The organism is Hydrogenophaga sp. ZJX-1 (assembly GCF_048590325.1).
Taxonomy (GTDB): Bacteria; Pseudomonadota; Gammaproteobacteria; order Burkholderiales; family Burkholderiaceae_C; genus Hydrogenophaga.
In genome coordinates this window covers 216,701-235,110 of record NZ_JBMBRA010000005.1, presented here as the reverse complement: position 1 = coordinate 235,110, position 18,410 = coordinate 216,701, and the positions used below count along the sequence as shown (strand labels likewise).

Below are 18,410 nucleotides of genomic sequence, written 5' to 3'. Positions count from 1 at the left end.
GCCCCGCCGGGCGGGGCTTCGGACCGAGAGCCGACCTTATTTCGGCATGACCACACTGTCGATCACGTGGATCACGCCGTTGTCGGCCACGATGTCGGTCTTCACCACGTTGGCCGCGTCCACCTTCACACCACCCATGGTGCTCACGGTGAGTTCGCTGCCTTGCACCGTCTTCACCTTGCCGGCCTTCACGTTGGCCGCCATCACCTTGCCGGCGACCACGTGGTAGGTCAGCACCGCGGTGAGCTTGGCCTTGTCTTTCAGCAAGGCGTCCAGATCGGCCTTGGGCACCTTGGCGAAGGCTTCGTCGGTGGGGGCGAACACGGTGAACGGGCCCTTGCCCTTGAGCGTGTCCACCAGGCCGGCTGCCTGCAGGGCCGTGGCCAGGGTCTTGAACGAACCGGCCGCAACGGCCGTGTCCACGATGTCGGCGGCCTGAGCGGTCCATGCGCCGAAGGCGAGCGTGGCGGCGATGAGGGTCTTTTTCATGCGGAACTCCAGTGAGGTTGGACAACAGGGATGGAAGCCGGCAGCGCGGGGGAGGCGGTGGGATGGCCGCTTCTTTCGCGTTCACCGGTCTTCGGAACAACCGCGTCACCGGGTGGTCGGCTCACCCCGGGAAAGTCGGTCGTCGGAGCGAATAATACACCGATCAGGATAAAAAGATACTGATCAGTATGTAACAAGACTTGTTGGTGCTTATGTCGACCTTGCCGTCAATTTCGGGCAGAATCCGGGCAAGCATTCAAAGGTTGTTCATGGTCAGCGTTGTCCTCAAGTCGTCTCCACCCGTCCCAGCCAAGCGCAGCTTTCGCGAGCAGATGCACATCGCGCGCGAGGACGCCATCGTGTCGGCGGTGAACCGGTTGCTGGCCGAAAAAGGTTTTGAGGCGATGACGGTGGACGAAGTGGCGGCCGAAGTCGGCATCGCCAAGGCCAGCCTCTACAAGCACTTCCCGAGCAAGGAAGACCTGGCCGCGGCGGCCATGGTGCGTGTGATGGACCGGGCGCGTGCCTTCCTGGACACGCTGGACGCCCAGCGCCCGCCGCTGGAGCTGTTGCGCGAGGTGGCGCGCTGGACGATGGCGGTGCAACTGGCGGGCGAGATGCCGTCACTGCCGAGTGAAAACTCCAGCCTGCGCGCGGCCTTGACCACCAACAAGGCCTATGTCGATGGCCTGATGGACGTGAGCGATCGCCTCGGCGCCTGGATCACCGCCGCCCAGGCCGATGGCAGCCTGAACAGCGCCCTGCCACCGATCGCGGTGCTCTACACCCTGTATGCGCGCGCCTGCGACCCGGTGCTGGGCTTCCTCAAAGGCGCGGGGCTCTACAGCAACGAGCAGATCATCGACATGGTGCTCAGCACCTGCTTCGACGGCTTGAGGACGCGGTGAGCTGACCCACCCCTGCCGCGCTGCGCGCGACCCCCTCCAGGGGGCGATGCGAGTGGCCCGGCAAAGCCGGTTCCACCGCATCCTGGGTCAGGGCTGGCGCGCGGGAAAGAGAGCCGGAGGGCTCCGAGGGGGCGTTCATCCCAGGGCACCGCGGAACCGGCTTTGCCGGGCCGCCAGTGCCGCCCCCTGGGGGGTGACGCGAAGCGGCGCGGGGGGAGCGTTTACCTCACAAGCAACACCGGCACCTCACAGTGCGCCAGCACCTGGGTGGTCACCGAACCCATGACCAGGTTGCCCAGGGCGCTGTGGCCGTGTGAGCCCATCACCACCAGGTCAAATTTGCCGGCGTTGGCCGCCTTGGCGATCTGTTCGCCGGGCGTACCGACCTTGTGCACGACCTTGGGCTCCATGCCGTGGCGCTTGAGAAACTTGACCACCGGCGCGGTGACCTTTTCGGCCTCTTCGGCGTAGTAGCTGTTGGCCACTTCGGCGCCCACGGCGGCCCGTGCGCGGGCGGGCAGGGGCAACTGCACCGTGAACAGGGTGAGATCGTTGTTCGAGCCGAACATCTCTTCGTGGGTGGTCAGGTAAGCGAGCATTTTTTTGGTGTAGGCGCTGCCGTCCACCGCGAGCAGGATCTTCATCTAGGTCTCCAGTTCATTGAGGTTGGCGCCGAGTTTACGGCCTGCCGGCGCGGGCCGGTACCCGCGCTGCACCCTATGGGTTCACCGTGATCAGCTGGGTCGGCTGGAACCCCAGCTGTTCGTTCTTGTCGGCGTAGCCGAACGGGTTGGCGACGATGCGGCAGCGGCCCAGTTGCAGGTCCTGCGGACAGTGCAGGTGACCGTGCAGCCACAGATCGGCCAGCGGCAGCAGATCGTCCAGTCCGTTGCAGAAACCGGCGGTGCCCGGGCTCAGGCCGTAGCGCGGATCGGCGCTGTGCAGGGTGGGGGCAAAGTGGGTGATCACGACCGTGGTGCCGTCGAACGGCTGGGCCAGCGCCTGGCGCAGCCAGTCCTGGCATTCCAGCCCGAGCTCGCGCATGGCCGCAGCGTCGAACAGGCGCCCGTGGCGCTGCCCGTTCATTTTGTTCAGGTAGAAGTTGGCCGCGCGGAAGGCCTTCTGGCGCTGGTGCAGGCGATGGGCGAGCGGATCGCGGGTGCGGCCTTTGGTCTGTGGCTGCGTGGCCAGGGCGTCGTAGTCGCTCCACAGCGTGGTCCCGACCAGCCGCATGCCGTCCAGCAACAGCGTTTCACGCTCCAGCCACTGGATGCCCAGCCGGTCGCAACTGGCGCGCAACCCCGCATGCGCCGCGTCCACATCCAGCGCATCGTATTCGTGGTTGCCGGGCACATAGACCACCGGCACCGGCCAGGCCGCGTACTGTGGCAGGGGAGAGAAGCGCTGCAGACCCCAGTCGGGTTCGGCCATCACGCTGCCGTCGCGCCGGGTCTGGTAGGAGCCGATGTCGCCGGCGAGCACCAGCAGGTCGGCACCGGGGGCCGGCGTGGCGACAAAGTCGGGATTGGCTTCGAGGTGCAGATCGCTCAGAAGCTGGATGTTCATGCCCGCATTGTCGGGTGAACACCGGGTTGCCCGCTCGGCGCACGATGAGCAGGTTGCCCTGGAACTGCTTGGCTGCCACCACCAGCTCTTTGGCCGGTTCGCCCCGGCGCGTCCCGCACAACGGTGTGAAGCCTGGGGCCTGCAGGAATTTCATGGACATGGTGCGGTCTTCCCGGTGAAATGGCGATCCTCGTCACGGGTTTTGCACCTTGTCGATGCGAAAGCCCCGTACTGAAGCCCTCACCACCGCGTCCCTCAACCAGCTGTGGGCACTGTTGTGGGACGCCTGGCGGTGCCACAGCGTGTCCACATGCACCGCAGGCACCGGCAGCGGCAGTTCGCTCAGGGCCAGTTCGTGTTCCATGCCGGTGGCGCCCACGAAATGGCGTGGCAACACCGTCAGCAGGTCGGTGGTCGCCACCACGCGCCCTGCGGTGAAGAACTGGTTCACGGTCAGCACCACGCGCCGCTGGCGCGAGAGCGCGGCCAGCGCCTCGTCCACGAAGCCGAACGGCCGCCCGGAGAAGCTCACCAGCAGGTGGCGCGCGGCGCAGTAGCTGTCCAGATCGATGGGGCGCCCGGCCAGCGGGTGGCCGCGGCGCATGACGACCACGTACTCGCCGTCGTACAGGCGCTGGTTCAGGAAGCGGGGGCTGTGTTCCTGCAGGTGGCTGGCACTGAGCTCGGCCAGCACGCCGGGGAAATGGCCGATCGCCAGGTCCGCCGAACCCGATTCCAGCAGTTCGCGCGGGTCGCGCGTGGTCAGCGGCAGCACCCGCAGGTTCACCCCGGGGGCTTCGTTCTCCAGGATGTCCATCAGGCCGGGCACCAGCTTGGCGGCGGTGGCATCGGCCATCGCGAGCACGAAGGCGTTGTGCGCGGTGGCCGGGTCGAAACCGCCCGGCGCCAGCGATTCGCGCAGCTGCTGCAGCGCGTCGCGCACGGTGGGCCACAGCGCCAGCGCCATGGGCGTGGGTTCCACGCCGTAGCCCGAGCGCCGCACCAGCTCGTCGCCCAGCGTCTCGCGCAGCCGCTTGAGGGCGTTGCTCACGGCCGGCTGGGTCATGGCCAGGTTGTGGGCCGCGCGGGTGAGGTTGCGCTCGACCATCACCTCGTCGAAGACCCGCAGCAGATTCAGGTCGAGGGTGCGAAAGTTCAGTTCATTCATATGATTTGTGAATGTAATTCATCACAAAAATAAATTGGCGTGACATGCGGGTTAACCCTAGTATCCACCTGTCCAAAAGACATTTCTTTCAAGGAGTCCGCCATGAGCACCGTCTTTTCCCCCTCCCCCGCATCCCTGGGGCTGTCCCCCACCTCGTCGCCCGACGCAGCGGGTACCTACCGGGTCCGGCCCAGCCGCGATGGCGCCCGGGGGCTGGCCGCCTTGCTGCTGGCCGCCGCAGTGGCTGCGCTCGTGGTGCTGGCCGACCGTCTCATCAGCACCTGGGCCGACGGCCACCTGTTTCTGGCCTGGGTCGCTCTGTGGGTCGTGATTTTCGCGGGCCTGGCGCTGTTCGCGGGCACCGCCCGGAACCTGGCGCAGCGCACCCTGCGCTCGCTGGACAGCTGGTCGGCCACGCTGGCCGAAGCCCGTGCCGATATGCGCCTGTGGGAGCAGGCCCGCCGCGACCCGCGCCTGATGAACGAACTGATGCAGGCCCGCATGCGCGATACCGATGACGGTGACTTTGAAACCGCGCTGGCGCCCATGGGTCTGGAGCCCGGTGTGGTGCAGAAGCCGGTCAGCGGCTGGGGACGTTTCCCCGAGCGGCTCGCCGAAAGCCGTGCGCGCAACATCCACCTGTATTACATCTGACGCCGCCGGGCCGAAAGGCCTGAGCCACAGCAAAAAAGCCACCGGGTCCGGTGGCTTTTTTTTCGCCCGGACCGTTCATCCGGGGGCGTGGCGCCGGAAGGGCAGATCGTGCCCTTCCAACGTGTTTCCTCAGGCTGCCAGGCGTTTTTCCAGTTCAGCCTTGGTGTCGACCAGGGCCTTCGGCAGGTGGTAGGCCAGCTGCTCGAAGTGCGACTCGTGCAGCTTGAGTTCGTCAACCCAGGCGGCCTTGTCGATGCTGGTCACGGTCTTGAACTGCTCGGCGCTGAAGTCCAGGCCGGTCCAGTTGATTTCGGCGTAGGTCGGGGCGGTGCCGAACATCGTGGTCTCGCCCTGGGCAGAGCCTTCGATGCGGTCGATCATCCATTTGAGCACGCGCATGTTGTCGCCATAGCCGGGCCAGACGAACTTGCCGTCGGCGTCCTTGCGGAACCAGTTCACGCAGAACATCTTGGGCAGCGAATGTCCCTGAGTCTGCAGCTGGTCGCCCATGTCGAGCCAGTGCTGGAAGTAGTCGCTCATGTTGTAGCCGCAGAAGGGCAGCATGGCGAACGGGTCGCGGCGCACCACGCCCTGCGCGCCGAAGGCGGCGGCGGTGGTTTCGCTGCCCATGGTGGCGGCCATGTAGACGCCTTCGGTCCAGTTGCGGGCTTCGGTCACCAGCGGCACGGTGGTGCTGCGGCGGCCGCCGAACATGAAAGCGTCAATGGCCACGCCGTTGGCGTCGTCCCACTGCGGGTCGAGCGCGGGGTTGTTGGTGGCGGCGACGGTGAAGCGCGAGTTCGGGTGCGCGGCCTTGGCGCCGGTGGCCTTGGCGATCTCGGGCGTCCAGTCCTTGCCTTGCCAGTCGATCAGGTGCGCGGGCACGCCGCCACCGTCCTTCTCCATGCCTTCCCACCAGACGTCACCGTCATCGGTCAGCGCCACGTTGGTGAAGATCACGTCTTTGTTGAGCGACAGCATGCAGTTCGGGTTGGTGTGCATGTTGGTGCCGGGCGCCACGCCGAAGTAACCCGCTTCGGGGTTGATGGCGTAGAGCTTGCCGTCGGCGTGCGGCTTGATCCAGGCGATGTCGTCACCAATGGTGGTGACCTTCCAGCCGGCGAAACCGGCTTCCGGCGGCACCAGCATGGAGAAGTTGGTCTTGCCGCAGGCGCTGGGGAAAGCGGCGGCGACGTGGTACTTCTTGCCTTGCGGATTGGTCACGCCGAGGATCAGCATGTGCTCGGCCAGCCAGCCCTGGTCGCGGCCCATGTTGGAGGCGATGCGCAGCGCGAAGCACTTCTTGCCCAGCAGCGCGTTGCCGCCATAGCCCGAGCCGTAGGACCAGATCTCGCGCGTCTCGGGGAAGTGCACGATGTACTTGGTGGTCGGGTTGCAGGGCCAGGTGCTGCTGTCCTTCTGACCTTCGGCCAGCGGTGCGCCCACGGTGTGCATGCAGGGCACGAAGGCGCCGTCGGTGCCGAGCACGTCGTACACGGCCTTGCCCATGCGGGTCATCAGCTTCTGGTTCACGGCCACGTAGGCGCTGTCGGTCAGTTCGATGCCGATGTGGGCGATGTGCGAGCCCAGCGGGCCCATGCTGAACGGCACCACGTACATCGTGCGGCCCTTCATGCAGCCGTCAAACAGCGGCTGCAGGGTTGCGCGCATCTGGGCCGGTTCCATCCAGTTGTTGGTCGGGCCAGCGTTTTCCTTCTTCTCGGAGCAGATGAAGGTGCGGTCTTCCACGCGCGCCACGTCCGACGGGTCGGAGCAGGCCAGGTAGCTGCCCGGGCGCTTGGCGGGGTTGAGCTTCTTGAAGGTACCGGCGTCCACCAGCTGCTGGCACAGGCGGTTGTATTCCTCCTCGCTGCCATCGCACCAGACCACGTCGGCCGGCTTGCACAGGGCGACCATGTCGGCCACCCAGGCGATCAGCCGGGCGTTTTTCACGTAGACGGGTGTGTTGAGGTTGAGGCCCTGCATCACGGGAGAATTCATGGAAACGGCTCCAGAAGTTTGTAAAGCGGCAAGCCCAAGAGACAGCAACAGCCGCTGGCCACAATCAAATGGGCGGGCGGCTGGTCAAGATCCCTTGGGCCAATAAGGGCGGTCGGCGCTCGGTGCTGCGGTGCGGATGGCAGGTGCAGCCAGATGGGCAAAAGGCGGGTGGATGGACCCGGGTTTTGATCCGCGTGTCGGCCAAAACGCCAATTTTATGAAAGTGGCGGGTCAGTTACCGGCAAGTTACATGCAAAACATGCATAACCTGATGCGCCAATTGATCGGGGCGGTTCCGGATCTGCCCTGATCCAGACGCCGGCCAGACAAGAAAAAAGCCGAAGGCCCTGGCGGGCGTTCGGCTGGACGCTGCCTGAAGGCGGCTTCAGGCCATGAAGACGGCGATGAAGGCCAGCAGGAAAATCAGCACGCCACCGGCCACAGGCAACACGATGGGCATCAGGGGAACGATGGACTCCACCACGTCATGGGGCTGGTCGCTGTGGTTGTCGTGTTCGTGGTGGGACATGGTTTCTCCAGGGTATTTGACAAATATCAACAGGATTTTAAGGGCAGCGGGCGTCCTGGCGCTGGCCCGGGCCTCGTGACATACCCTAAAGCAGGGCGTAGGTGGTGCTGGCCCGGCAGACACTCTTGCCGTCGCCCGCGGCCACGATGTCGATCTCGCCAAACACCAGGCTCTTGCCCGCCCGGATCACGCGGGCCGTGACCAGCGCGTCCTGGTTGGCCAGCGGCTTCAGGAAGCTGGTGTTGAGCTGGACGGTGGTCATGGGCCGCTGGTTACCCAGCTGCGTCACGATGGCCAGCACCATGGCGGTGTCGGCCGCCGCCATCAGCGCCTGGCCGCACACCATGCCGCCGATGCGGCTGAGTTCGGGGTTCTGCGGCAGGCGCAGCGTGACCTCGCCGGGGCCGAAGCCCTGCACCCGCAGGCCCAGTGCCTGGACCCAGGGGGCGAACCAGTCGCTCAGCGCGGACTGCAGGGTGTCGGTGGTGACCGCGGGTGCGGTGTCGGGGGTGTGCAGGGCTGATGTCATGGGTCGCGTCAGGGTTCGTTGTTGCGGCGGAAACGGGACAGCCAGTGTTCCATGAGTTTGCCCGCGGCTTCGCGCCCGCCCAGACCGAACGAGAGCGCGACGGCCACGGCCACGGCGCCCAGCGTGAGGCCGAAGGCGAGGTTGACAATGTCGTCGGCGATGCCCATGGCGCGCAGGCCCATGGCCAGCACCAGGGCCAGGATGGCGAGGCGCGCGATGCGGGCCAGCCCCTGGCTGTTGGCACCGCTGGCGCGGTCGATGGCGGTGTAGGCCACATTGGCGAGCCAGAAGCCGATGACCAGGATGGCCGATCCGAGCAGCACGTCGCCGCCAAAGGTGATGAAGGTGGTCACGACACCGCTGACCTGGCTGAAGCCGAGCTGGGAGGCCGCTTCGACCGTGGCGAACAGCATGGCGAAAAACATCGCGACGTGACCCACAAAGCTGGAGGCGCTGGTCTTCTCGAAGGCGTGGGCCATGCCGATGCGCGCGGGCAGCGTGTCGAAACCCACGGTGGCGAGCAGGCTGGCCAGCAGTTTGCTGGCGAACGAGGCCACCAGCCAGGTGATCACGAGGATCAGCGCCGCGGCAAGGATGTGTGGCACGGCGGCCAGGATCATGGCCAGCATCTGGGTGGCGGGCTGCGAGATGGCTTCCACCTTGAGCGCGTCCAGCGCGGCGATCAGCGACGGCAGGAACACCGCGACGAACACCAGCAGGCCGACCACGCTGGAGAGCTGCACGGCGCTGGAGAGACCGGCTCGGCCGCCGATCTTGTCGATACCGGCGGTGCGCGTGAGGTTGGTGGTGAGGTTGCGCAACACCGTGGCCACGATCCAGCCCACACCGCCGATCACGAACGCGGCCACCGCGTTGGGCAGCATGTCCAGCGTCTTGGCCACCATGTCCCGCAGCGGGTCCAGCAGGCCCTGCATCTCCAGCGCGCCCAGGATGCCGGGCACAAACAGCAGGATCACCAGCCAGAACAGCGCGCCAGCCAGACTCTCGCTGATGGGGGCCATGTCCGCGTGTTCGGACAGCTTCTCGTCGAGCGAGCTGCGATCCAGCAGCTTCTGCGTCATCGTGCGCACCAGGCTGGCCACCAGCCAGGCGACCAGCGCCAGCACCAGACCCGCGAGCAGGCGCGGCGCGTATTCGAACACCTTGGTGATCAGCGCGCTGAAGGGGCCCGACACCAGGGCCAGGTCCAGCGAGTTGAAGACCGCCATCAGTGTGACCAGGATCACGGCCCAGAACAGGCCCAGGGCCACCGCGCCCTCGATGTCCACGCCGTTGCCCGTGAGGCGGTTGAAGCGGTGGTTGATGCCGGCAAAGCCCAGGCTCTTGCGCACGGCGGCGCGCACCAGCACAGCGATGAACCAGCCCAGCACGAAAATGGCGAGGGCCCCGAGCAACTGGGGAATGTGGCCGCCAAGGCTGTTCTGCAAGGACTCCCACAAGGCATTCATGTTCATGGTCTTTCTCCTGTGAACGGGTCAAACACCGGGTCATGATGCAAGTGGGGGCATGACACGTCAACCTCTGGTGAAAAAGCGTTCACCAGAATGGCGTGTTTTGGGACCGGAATGCGCAGACATATCGGCCATTGCCGGCAGATGCCAGAAAGGCGCTGTGGTGCTCGCGGGCCCCGTCAGGGGCCGCGCCGGGCCCTCAGATCACCGTGGCGTCAAAGCCCGCGGCCTGGAGGTGCTCGATCACCAGCGCCAGGTGTTCGCGGCCACGCGTCTGCAGCACCAGCTCGATCGCCACGTTCTGCGCCGCCAGCAGCGTGAAGGCGCGCTGGTGGTGCACCTCGTCGACGTTGGCGCCGGCGTCGGCCACGATGGCGGTGATGCGCGCCAGGTTGCCTGGCACATCGCGCGCGTTGACCTGGATGCGCGCCAGCCGCCCGGCGCGCACCATGCCGCGTTCGATGATGGAGGCCAGCAGCAGCGGGTCGATGTTGCCGCCGCAGAGCACCAGCCCGACCTTCTTGCCGGCAAAGCGCTGCGGGTGTTTGATCAGGGCCGCGAGACCCGCCGCGCCGGCGCCTTCCACCAGGGTCTTCTCGATCTCCAGCAGCATCACGATGGCCTGCTCGATGTCGCCTTCGTCGACCAGCACGATGTCATCCACCTTGTCCCGGATGATGGCCTCGGTGACCGCGCCGGGTGTGCCGACGGCGATGCCCTCGGCGATGGTGCTGTTGCCCTGGGGCAGGTGTGTGCCCTTGATGGCGTTGTACATGGCCGGGAAACGCTCGGTCTGCACGCCCACGATCTCGATGCCCGGCTTGATCGCGCGAGCCGCCGTGGCCATGCCGCCGATCAGACCGCCACCACCGATCGCGATCACCAGCGTGTCCAGATCGGGCTGGACGCGCAGCATCTCCAGCGCCACCGTGCCTTGCCCGGCCACGATGGCTTCGTCGTCGTAGGGGTGCACAAACACCAGGCCGTCGCGCGCCGACAGCTCGCGCGCGTGGGTCCGCGCTTCGTCCAGCGTGTCGCCGTGCAGCACCACCTCGGCGCCAAAGCCGCGAGTGCGTTCAACCTTCACGCCCGGCGTGAAGCGCGGCATCACGATCACCGCACGAATGCCCAGGCGCTGCGCGTGATACGCCACGCCCTGGGCATGGTTGCCGGCGCTCATGGCCACCACGCCACGCGCCCGTTCGTCGGCGCTGAGCTGCGAGAGCTTGTTGCAGGCACCGCGCTCCTTGAACGAGGCGGTGTACTGCAGGTTCTCGAACTTCAGGAACACCTGACAGCCGAGGAGTTGGGAGAGCGTGCGCGATTCCACACAGGGTGTGTCGAGCACCTGGCCCGCGATCCGCTGCGCGGCGGCTTCAATGTCTTTGAGTTCCAGCATGGCGCGATTGTGGACCGGCAGGCCCGGAGGCGGCCCCCGGGAAAAGCCCCACAAATTCGTCATGCATGCTCCATCAATCACTTCCATGATGGATCAAGCTGAGTTATGGTCCGCTTCAAAGCCGGTATCTGGTCCGCCGTCCCCTGTTGTCACGACTGGAGGTAGTCCGAATGAGCAAACGCCTGTTGCAGCCTGTCGGGCCTGTGACACGCACGGTGTCCGAGCCGCGTGCGGGCGCCGAGGCGCGCCACACGGTGTCGCCGGATGCGCGCGTGTTCGTGCCGCCGGGACTGCGCCAGGCGCCGGTGCTGGACCTCATGTGCTCGCACTTCGTGCTCAGCCTGGCGGCGCGCCAGGGGCCGCGTTTCAATGTGCGGCGCGACCTCAACACCCTGCTCGCGCTGGCCGGTCGCCACCTCATCTGGCCGCTGACGGTGTTGCACCGCCTGCGGGACTTTCTGGAGCGCCGCTGCAAGGGCAACGAACTCTGGAGCGGCTTCGAAAAGCTGTCCACTGCGGCCTTCATGGAGCGCTACGGCGTCTGGCGCGGACCCTACGAAGAAGGCACGCTGTTCTTCTACCTCGACGAGTACGCCAAGGAGTCGCCGAAGGACCTGCTCGCCGTGCTTGCCGTGACCGGTGACTGGCTGAGCCAGTCGCTCAAGAAGCAGTCCACCCTGGTGGAGAAGAACATCGACGCCCTGGCCGGCCTGCTGCAGCTCAACCGCGCCGAGCGCGCCCTGCTGCTCTACGGCACGCTGGCGCGCTACCAGCGCGACCTGCGCTCCATCCTGGTGGAGTTCAAGGTCAACAACGCGCCCGAGGCCTATGCGGCGATCGCCGACGTGGCCGGCGTCAAGGCCAGCGAGGTGGGCGAGGCGCTGCGCGCCGGCTCGCGCCTGGAGCGCATCGGCATGGTGGAGAACCTGATCTCCGAACACAACATCACCGACCTCGCCGACCTCATGAAGGTCAGCGAAAAGCTCCCACCCGTGCTGATGCGCGAGTACCGCACCCAGAGCGAGCTGATGGCGGTGTTCACCCGCCCGGCCGCGCGTTCCGCGCTCACCAGCAAGGACTTTGAATACGTGGGCGAAGACGTGCGCCTGCTCTGCGCCTTGCTGCGCGAAGCGGTGGCGCGCAAGGAGCCCGGCGTCAACGTGCTGCTCTACGGCCCGCCCGGCACCGGCAAGACCGAGCTCGCGCGCGTGGTGGCGCAGGCGGCGGGTCTGGAGCTGTTCGAGGTCGAATACGCCGACCGCGATGGCAACGCGCTCAGCGGTCGCGACCGCTACCGCTCGCTGCAGATCGCCCAGGTGTTCCTCAAGGGAACGGCGCAGTCAGCGCTGCTGTTCGACGAGGTGGAAGACGTCTTTCCGCCCATCTCCAGTGAGGCGGCGCAGATCATTGCACGCGCCGAACACGTGGCTGCGCCCCACACGGGCAGCGTCAGCGGCAAGGCCTGGGTCAACCAGATCCTCGAATCCAACGCCGTGCCCACGCTGTGGGTCACCAACCGCATCGAACAGATCGACCCGGCCTTCCGGCGCCGTTTCGCCTACCACCTCGAACTCAAGAGCCCGCCGCCCGGCGCGCGCGAGCAGCTGGTGCGCAAGACACTCGAAGGCGCTGCGGTGTCCGACGCCCTGGTCGCGCGCCTCACCGAGCGCAAGGGGCTCACGCCGGCCCAGATCCGCACCGCCCTGCGCTTTGCGCAGCTCGCCGCCCATCCGGCCAAACCCGCGGCACGCCGGGGCGCCAAGCGCCGTGCGGCCGATGCCCCGATGCTGGACGACCTGATCGAACGCCAGTTGAAGAACGCCGACCAGGCCCTCGGGCGGCAGCCCGACCTCGCGCTGCGCCCGAGCGTGACGCAGTACAGCCTGGACATGCTCAACGTCGAATCGCGTTACGAGTTGCCGCGCATCGTCGCGGCGCTCAAGGCGCGCGGGCATGGCTGCCTGTGTTTCCACGGCGCGCCCGGCACCGGCAAGACCGCGCTCGCCGAACACATCGCCCAGCAACTCGAACGCCCGCTCATGATCCGCCGCGCCAGCGACCTGGTGAGCAAGTTCGTGGGCGAAACCGAGCAGCAGATGGCCGCCATGTTCCGCGAGGCGCAGGCGGAAAAGGCGGTCTTGCTGCTCGACGAAGCCGACAGCTTCCTGCAGGACCGACGCGGTGCCCAGCGCACCTACGAAGTGACCGAGGTCAACGAGATGCTGCAAGGCATGGAGCGTTACGACGGCATCTTCATCTGCACCACCAACCTGATGGACAGCATCGACCAGGCGGCGCTGCGGCGCTTCACCTTCAAGATCCACTTCAAGCCCCTGACCGCCCTGCAGCGCGAAACCATGTTTGTGGTGGAGGCGCTGGGTGGCGAGGCCGGGGCGCTGGAGCCAGCGCTGCGCGAGCGCCTGTCCAGGCTCGATCAGCTGTGCCCGGGTGACTTTGCGGCGGTGAAGCGCCAGGTGGAGATCTTGGGCGAGTCCATCGAGCCGGCCGAATTCCTCGCCCAGCTGGAGGCCGAGCACCGCATCAAACCGGGCGTGCGCGAGGCGCGGAAAATCGGATTTTGATCCCCCCGCCGCGCTGCGCGCGACTCCAGGGGGCGGCACTGGCGGCCCGGCAAAGCCGGCTCCGCGGTGCCCTTGGATCAACGCCCCCTCGAACACCACGCTGCTCTTGCCTTCCGCCTGATGAAGATGCCGGGTTGGCAAAGCTGCGCGTCACGGCCTGTCACGTTGTTTGTCGAGCGCGAGCCGTGCAAACCGCGGAAGCACCGATGCCGCTTCGGGCGTGTCTTTCAGCTGGCTTGTGATCTGCGCTGCGTCGCGTCCTTCGCTGGCCAAGGTGGGGCCGAGTCCGTCCAGATAGGCCTTGAGGGCTTCGGCGGAAAACTCGGGGTGGAACTGCACGCCCCAGGCGTTGGGGCCGACGCGGAAAGCGTGGTGTGGTTCGTGCGCATTGCCCGCCAGCAACACCGCGCCCGGTGGCAGGCGGCGCACCGACTGCCAGTGCGTGGCCTGGGCATCAAACTCGTCGGGCAGGGTGCCCAGCAAGGGGTCCGTCTGCGCGGCCGGGAGGCGCTGCACGCGCACGGTGCCGATCTCCACGCCCTCGGGGTGGTGGGCCACCTCTCCACCCAGCGCGTGGGCCAGCAGCTGGTGGCCGTAGCAGATGCCCAGCAACGGCGTTTCTGCCCTCACCGCCTGCTGCAGCCAGGGCACCAGTGCCTCGCTCCAGGGCTCACGCTCGCTGACCATGGCGTGCGAACCCGTGAGCACGATGCCGGCCAGCGTCTCGGGCGCGGGTGGCGGCGTGTCGCCGAGCGGGTTGTGGGTTTGAACCTCGGCGCCACCGGCGCGCAAGCCCGCCGCGATCCAGTCGTCGAAATCACCGAGGCGTTCGCGGATGTGGTCGTGCGTGCGACCGGTCTGGACGATGAGCAGGGGGCGGGTTGGAGTCATGCGGCCGATTCTAGAAACCCGGGCGCACGGCATCTTCGTTCCAAGAAAAGGCCCGTCTCAAGGACGGGCCAAACAAGGAACCCTGTGAGAAAACCAGAGAAGAATCCGGAGCGAAGTGCCTCAACCCAGAACGCCGCGGAACCGGCTTCGGCGGGCCGCCAGCCTTGCCCCCTGGGGTGTGACGCGCCTTCAGGCGCGGCGCGGAGGGGTCAATGCAACAACGCCATCGGCCCCGAAGGCAGCTCTTCCGACGTGTGGTCCGGGTGGTGGTCGACGAAGAAACGCAGCTTCTGGTCCAGCCGGGCGACGCGGCGGTTGGCCTCGTTTTCGCAGTGGTGCTTGGAAATCAGGTTGAACAGCTTGCCGCGCAGGAACCACAGGTCCTTGGGACTCTGGCAGCCGACCAGGGCCGCGTGCATGCGGGTGCGGATGGGGTCCTTGATGTCGGCCATGGCTTCGTGGAATTCGTCCACGAGGAAGTCCATCTCCAGCACTTGCGTGTCGTGGTAGTTGTCTTTTTTGGTCCTGTTGAACCAGGGCAACTTGAAAAACATGCTGTGCTCCATCGGGTGTGTTCGCTGGCCACGGACAGGATATTCCCGGGCTCACCTTGAACATCGGCAGATGGGGCTGCGCCTTGAGGTTTCAGGGGGTCGAAAACCCCGGCTCCCCGACGAGTGGTCGACCCCGGGCGAAGGGGTCAGACGATGGTTGACACCCGGCTCCCGCCAGGCGTCAAAGCCTCATTCAAAAGCACTCACGACCCGCAGCACCTCGGCGCCATAGGCCTCGCGTTTTTTCTGGCCGATGCCGGCCACACCATCCAGATCGGCCATCGAGCGCGGTTTCTGAGCGGCGATCGCGCGCAGGGTGGCGTCGTGAAAGATCACGAAGGCTGGCAGGTTGTGTTCGCGCGCCACTTCGGCGCGCCAGGCCTTGAGCGCGTCCAGGCATTCGCGTTCGGCCAGCGACAGCGGCTGGCCATCGGGCGCCAGCGCCGCCTGGCTGTTGCGGCTGCTCTTGCTGCGCGACGCGGCTTTTTTCTTCTCGCTCTGTGGCCGCAGCCAGACCTGGGTTTCACCCTTGAGGATGGCGCGCGCCGCGTCGGCCAGGTGCAGGGTGTTGAAGTGGGCCGAGTCCACGTGGATCGCTTCGCGCGCGACCAGCTGGCGCATCAGCGCGCGCCACTGCGTTTCGCCCAGGTCGGCGCCGATGCCGAAGGTGCTGAGCTTGTCGTGGCCGTACTGCGTCACCTTCTCGGTCACCTTGCCGCGCAGGATGTCCATGATGTGGCCGGCGCCGAAGGCCATGCCGCTGGACTGCTGCACGCGGTAGATGCACGAGAGCAGCTTGCGCGCGGACTCGGTGCCATCGTCCAGCGCGGGCGGGCTGATGCAGTTGTCGCAATTGCCGCAGGGTGTGCTGGTTTCACCAAAGTAGGCCAGCAGCCGCACACGCCGGCAGTCGCTGGCTTCGGCCAGCGTGAGCAGGGCGTCGAGCTTGCCGCGCAGCACCTGCTTGAACTCGTCGGCCGCGGGGCTTTCGTCGATCATGCGGCGCTGGTTCACCACGTCCTGCAGGCCGTAGACCATCCAGGCGGTGGCGGGCTCGCCGTCGCGCCCGGCGCGGCCGGTCTCCTGGTAATAGCCTTCGATGTTCTTGGGCATGTCCAGGTGGGCCACGAAGCGCACGTCGGGCTTGTCGATGCCCATGCCGAAGGCGATGGTCGCGACCATGATCACGCCCTCTTCGCGCAGGAAGCGGTCCTGGTGCCGCTGCCGCACGGCCGCGTCCAGGCCGGCGTGGTAGGGCAGGGCGTTGAGGCCCGCGTCGCACAACATGCCGGCCACTTCTTCCACCCGCTTGCGCGACTGGCAGTAGACGATGCCGGCGTCGTGGCCGCTCGCGCCCATGTGCTCGTCGCGGATGAAGCGCAGCAACTGGGTCGAGCCGTCCTTCTTCTCGACGATGGTGTAGCGGATGTTCGGCCGGTCGAAACTGCTGATGAAGCGCCGCGCGTCCTGCAGCTGCAGGTGGTTCACGATGTCTTCGCGCGTCAGGTCGTCGGCGGTGGCGGTGAGCGCCACGCGCGGCACACCGGCAAAGCGCTCGTGCAGCACCACCAGCGCGCGGTACTCGGGCCGGAAGTCGTGGCCCCACTGGCTCACGCAGTGCGCTTCGTCGATGGCAAACATCGAGAGCTTGCCGCGCTCGTACAGCGCGTCCAGCAGCGCCAGGAAGCGCGGCGTGGTCAGGCGCTCGGGCGCGGCGTAGAGCAGCGTGATCTCGCCACGCAGCATCTGCTTCTCGACCGCCTGCGCCTCTTCGCTGCTGAGACTGGAGTTGAGAAAAGCCGCTGCCACGCCCGCTTCCAGCAGGGCGCCCACCTGGTCGTGCATCAGCGCGATCAGCGGCGAGACCACCACCGTCAGGCCCAGGCCGCCGCGCGCACGCACGATGGCCGGAATCTGGAAACACAGCGACTTGCCGCCGCCCGTGGGCATCAGCACCAGCGCGTCGCCACCCTCGCTCACATGCCGCACGATGTCGGCCTGCGGGCCGCGGAAGGCGTCGTAGCCAAACACCTCCTGCAGGACACCGGCGCAGGTTTCCAGAGTTTCACCCGCGCTGGAAATGTCGATCATGGCGCTCACATCTGTTCCCAGGGTAGGCCGTCGTGCCGCCAGCCGTTGAGCGACGAACGTTTGAACGCGTCGTTGAGGTCGCCCTCAAAGCCGTGCACCACGTGCGCCACGTCGGAAAAACCGGCCGCCTCCAGCGCAGCGCCCGCGTCCAGGGTGCGCTTGCCGCTGCGGCAGATCAGCAGCACCGGGCGATCCTTCGCGCCCGCCTCCGCCTCCACCGCGGTGGCAAAGCGTGCCGAGTCGGGTGTGAGGTCCGGGTACTCGTACCAGGGGATGTTGTCCACGCCGGGTGGGCGGCCCACGTAAAGTGACTCGATCTCCATGCGCACGTCGACAAACAGCGGTGCGTCCTGGCCGAGCGCCACGCGGCGCTCGGTTTCGGCCTGCAGCCAGGCCCAGGCTTCCTTTGGGAGCAGGTGTTTCATAGGCGGTTATTGTCGGACATGCGCGGCAACAGCCGGTGGGGCCGCTCAGACCGCGACGGGTCGGAGGTGCGCCCAGATCAGAGGGTTCGCAGGAGGCTGACCCCGAACGCACCCTGCTTACTCAGCCGCCAGCCGGATCAGCCGCTTGCCCAGGTTCTCTCCCCGGTACAGGCCTGCAATGGCATCGGGCGCCTGCTCCAGGCCTTCCAGCACGTCTTCGCGGTAGCGAATCAGGTCGCCTTTCACCCAGGCGGTCAGGGCACTGAGGCCCTCGGGGAAACGGGCCGCGTGGTCGAAGATCAGAAAGCCCTGCATGCGCGCCCGCTTCACCAGCAGGTGTCGCTCCACCCGCGGCCCCTGCGGCGGCGGGTTCCACGAAGCCACGGAGGCCGTGCCACAGATGACGACCCGCGCGCCCACCGCCAGGTGCTTGAGCACGGTGTCGCTGATCTCGCCCGCCGTGTTGTCGAAGTACACGTCAATGCCCTGCGGGCAGGCCTCGGCGATGGCTTCGTCCAGGTTCCCGGCCCGGTAGTCGATGGCCGCATCAAAGCCAAATTCGCTGCGACACAGCGCGGTCTTCGCCGGCCCGCCGGCAATGCCTACCGTGCGGCAACCCTGGATCTTCGCGATCTGCCCCACGCACGACCCCACCGAGCCAGCGGCAGTGGACACCACCACCGTCTCGCCCGCCTGGGGCTGCCCAACGTCGAGCAGCCCAAAGTAAGCCGTCAGCCCATTGATGCCGAGCACGCCGAGCGCGGTGGAGATGGGCAGACCGCTGGCTTCATCCACCCGCCGCAGGAGCGCCGATGCATCCACCACCGCATGGTCCTGCCAGCCCAGCAGGCCCGTCACCACATCGCCCACTCGCCAGTCCGCGCTGCGCGAAGCCACGATGCGCCCCACGGCGAACGAACGCATCACGCCCCCGATGGGCACCGGCTCCGAGTAGTTGCCCACGCTGCTCACCCAGCCGCGCATCGCGGGTTCGACCGACAGGTAGAGGTTGCGCACCACCACCTGGCCATCGGCGGGCTCGGCCAGCGGTGATTCGACCATCTCAAAGTGTTCGGCCTGCGGGATGCCGCTGGGGCGGGCTTTCAGGAGGACCTGGCGGTTGATGGAGACGGGCATGATTGCTGTACTTTC

At 66.8% G+C, this 18,410-nt stretch carries 17 protein-coding genes; 3 read left to right on the top strand and 14 right to left on the bottom strand.

From position 1 onward, the window contains the following. Nucleotides 1-36: 36 nt before the first annotated feature. The gene (locus ACN5W5_RS16115) at nucleotides 37-489 is read right to left on the bottom strand and encodes a fasciclin domain-containing protein (protein ID WP_420049503.1); all 453 of its coding nucleotides are present in this window, start codon (nucleotides 487-489) and stop codon (nucleotides 37-39) included. A gap of 269 nt (nucleotides 490-758) precedes the next feature. Here ACN5W5_RS16115 and ACN5W5_RS16110 point away from each other — a divergent pair, with 269 nt between their 5' ends. Next, the gene (locus ACN5W5_RS16110) at nucleotides 759-1,397 is read left to right on the top strand and encodes a TetR/AcrR family transcriptional regulator (protein WP_420049502.1); all 639 of its coding nucleotides are present in this window, start codon (nucleotides 759-761) and stop codon (nucleotides 1,395-1,397) included. A 221-nt stretch (nucleotides 1,398-1,618) separates the two neighbouring features. Here the strand turns inward: ACN5W5_RS16110 and ACN5W5_RS16105 are convergent, their stop codons facing one another. The 3 genes from ACN5W5_RS16105 to ACN5W5_RS16095 all read right to left on the bottom strand — a co-directional run bounded on the left by ACN5W5_RS16105 (nucleotide 1,619) and on the right by ACN5W5_RS16095 (nucleotide 4,131). Further along, nucleotides 1,619-2,041 carry a universal stress protein gene (locus tag ACN5W5_RS16105; protein ID WP_420049501.1) on the bottom strand — a complete coding sequence of 141 codons (423 nt, stop codon included), beginning with the start codon at nucleotides 2,039-2,041 and terminating at the stop codon, nucleotides 1,619-1,621. Between the two features lie 73 nt (nucleotides 2,042-2,114). Further along, entirely contained in the window at nucleotides 2,115-2,963 is an 849-nt protein-coding gene (locus ACN5W5_RS16100; protein ID WP_420049500.1) for a metallophosphoesterase, read from the bottom strand. 193 nt (nucleotides 2,964-3,156) lie between these two features. Continuing rightward, nucleotides 3,157-4,131, bottom strand: a complete 975-nt coding sequence (locus ACN5W5_RS16095; RefSeq protein WP_420049499.1) for a LysR family transcriptional regulator — start codon at nucleotides 4,129-4,131, stop codon at nucleotides 3,157-3,159. A 102-nt stretch (nucleotides 4,132-4,233) separates the two neighbouring features. Between ACN5W5_RS16095 and ACN5W5_RS16090 the strand changes: the two genes are divergently transcribed. Continuing rightward, nucleotides 4,234-4,785 carry a hypothetical protein gene (locus tag ACN5W5_RS16090; RefSeq protein ID WP_420049498.1) on the top strand — a complete coding sequence of 184 codons (552 nt, stop codon included), beginning with the start codon at nucleotides 4,234-4,236 and terminating at the stop codon, nucleotides 4,783-4,785. 129 nt (nucleotides 4,786-4,914) lie between these two features. Here ACN5W5_RS16090 and ACN5W5_RS16085 read toward each other — a convergent pair whose 3' ends face one another. The 5 genes from ACN5W5_RS16085 to ACN5W5_RS16065 form a co-directional block, all read right to left on the bottom strand. After that, a complete protein-coding gene (locus tag ACN5W5_RS16085) occupies nucleotides 4,915-6,786 on the bottom strand; it encodes a phosphoenolpyruvate carboxykinase (GTP) (RefSeq protein ID WP_420049497.1) in 1,872 nt (623 codons plus the stop codon). 385 nt (nucleotides 6,787-7,171) lie between these two features. Beyond that, the gene (locus tag ACN5W5_RS16080; RefSeq protein ID WP_226464369.1) at nucleotides 7,172-7,315 is read right to left on the bottom strand and encodes a hypothetical protein; all 144 of its coding nucleotides are present in this window, start codon (nucleotides 7,313-7,315) and stop codon (nucleotides 7,172-7,174) included. An 85-nt stretch (nucleotides 7,316-7,400) separates the two neighbouring features. Then, nucleotides 7,401-7,844 (bottom strand): PaaI family thioesterase, encoded by a 444-nt coding sequence (locus tag ACN5W5_RS16075; protein WP_420049496.1) that lies wholly within the window; start codon nucleotides 7,842-7,844, stop codon nucleotides 7,401-7,403. 8 nt (nucleotides 7,845-7,852) lie between these two features. After that, nucleotides 7,853-9,319 (bottom strand): mechanosensitive ion channel, encoded by a 1,467-nt coding sequence (locus tag ACN5W5_RS16070; protein WP_420049495.1) that lies wholly within the window; start codon nucleotides 9,317-9,319, stop codon nucleotides 7,853-7,855. Nucleotides 9,320-9,515: 196 nt separating this feature from the next. Beyond that, nucleotides 9,516-10,715, bottom strand: a complete 1,200-nt coding sequence (locus tag ACN5W5_RS16065; protein ID WP_420049494.1) for a threonine ammonia-lyase — start codon at nucleotides 10,713-10,715, stop codon at nucleotides 9,516-9,518. Between the two features lie 317 nt (nucleotides 10,716-11,032). On the opposite strand from ACN5W5_RS16065, the gene ACN5W5_RS16060 reads away from it, so the two are divergent. Further along, nucleotides 11,033-13,297, top strand: a complete 2,265-nt coding sequence (locus ACN5W5_RS16060) for an ATP-binding protein (RefSeq protein ID WP_420049661.1) — start codon at nucleotides 11,033-11,035, stop codon at nucleotides 13,295-13,297. A 150-nt stretch (nucleotides 13,298-13,447) separates the two neighbouring features. Here the strand turns inward: ACN5W5_RS16060 and ACN5W5_RS16055 are convergent, their stop codons facing one another. The 5 genes from ACN5W5_RS16055 to ACN5W5_RS16035 form a co-directional block, all read right to left on the bottom strand. Continuing rightward, nucleotides 13,448-14,188, bottom strand: coding sequence for a glutamine amidotransferase (locus ACN5W5_RS16055; RefSeq protein WP_420049493.1), 741 nt, complete (start codon nucleotides 14,186-14,188; stop codon nucleotides 13,448-13,450). A 209-nt stretch (nucleotides 14,189-14,397) separates the two neighbouring features. Further along, complete coding sequence (locus ACN5W5_RS16050; protein ID WP_420049492.1) at nucleotides 14,398-14,742, bottom strand: hypothetical protein; 345 nt, start codon at nucleotides 14,740-14,742, stop codon at nucleotides 14,398-14,400. A 189-nt stretch (nucleotides 14,743-14,931) separates the two neighbouring features. Continuing rightward, the gene (gene recQ, locus ACN5W5_RS16045; protein WP_420049491.1) at nucleotides 14,932-16,833 is read right to left on the bottom strand and encodes a DNA helicase RecQ; all 1,902 of its coding nucleotides are present in this window, start codon (nucleotides 16,831-16,833) and stop codon (nucleotides 14,932-14,934) included. 5 nt (nucleotides 16,834-16,838) lie between these two features. Further along, a complete protein-coding gene (locus ACN5W5_RS16040) occupies nucleotides 16,839-17,258 on the bottom strand; it encodes a rhodanese-like domain-containing protein (RefSeq protein ID WP_420049490.1) in 420 nt (139 codons plus the stop codon). Nucleotides 17,259-17,375: 117 nt separating this feature from the next. Next, nucleotides 17,376-18,395: an NADP-dependent oxidoreductase gene (locus ACN5W5_RS16035; RefSeq protein ID WP_420049489.1), complete on the bottom strand. Its 1,020-nt coding sequence runs from the start codon at nucleotides 18,393-18,395 to the stop codon at nucleotides 17,376-17,378. Nucleotides 18,396-18,410: the final 15 nt, after the last annotated feature.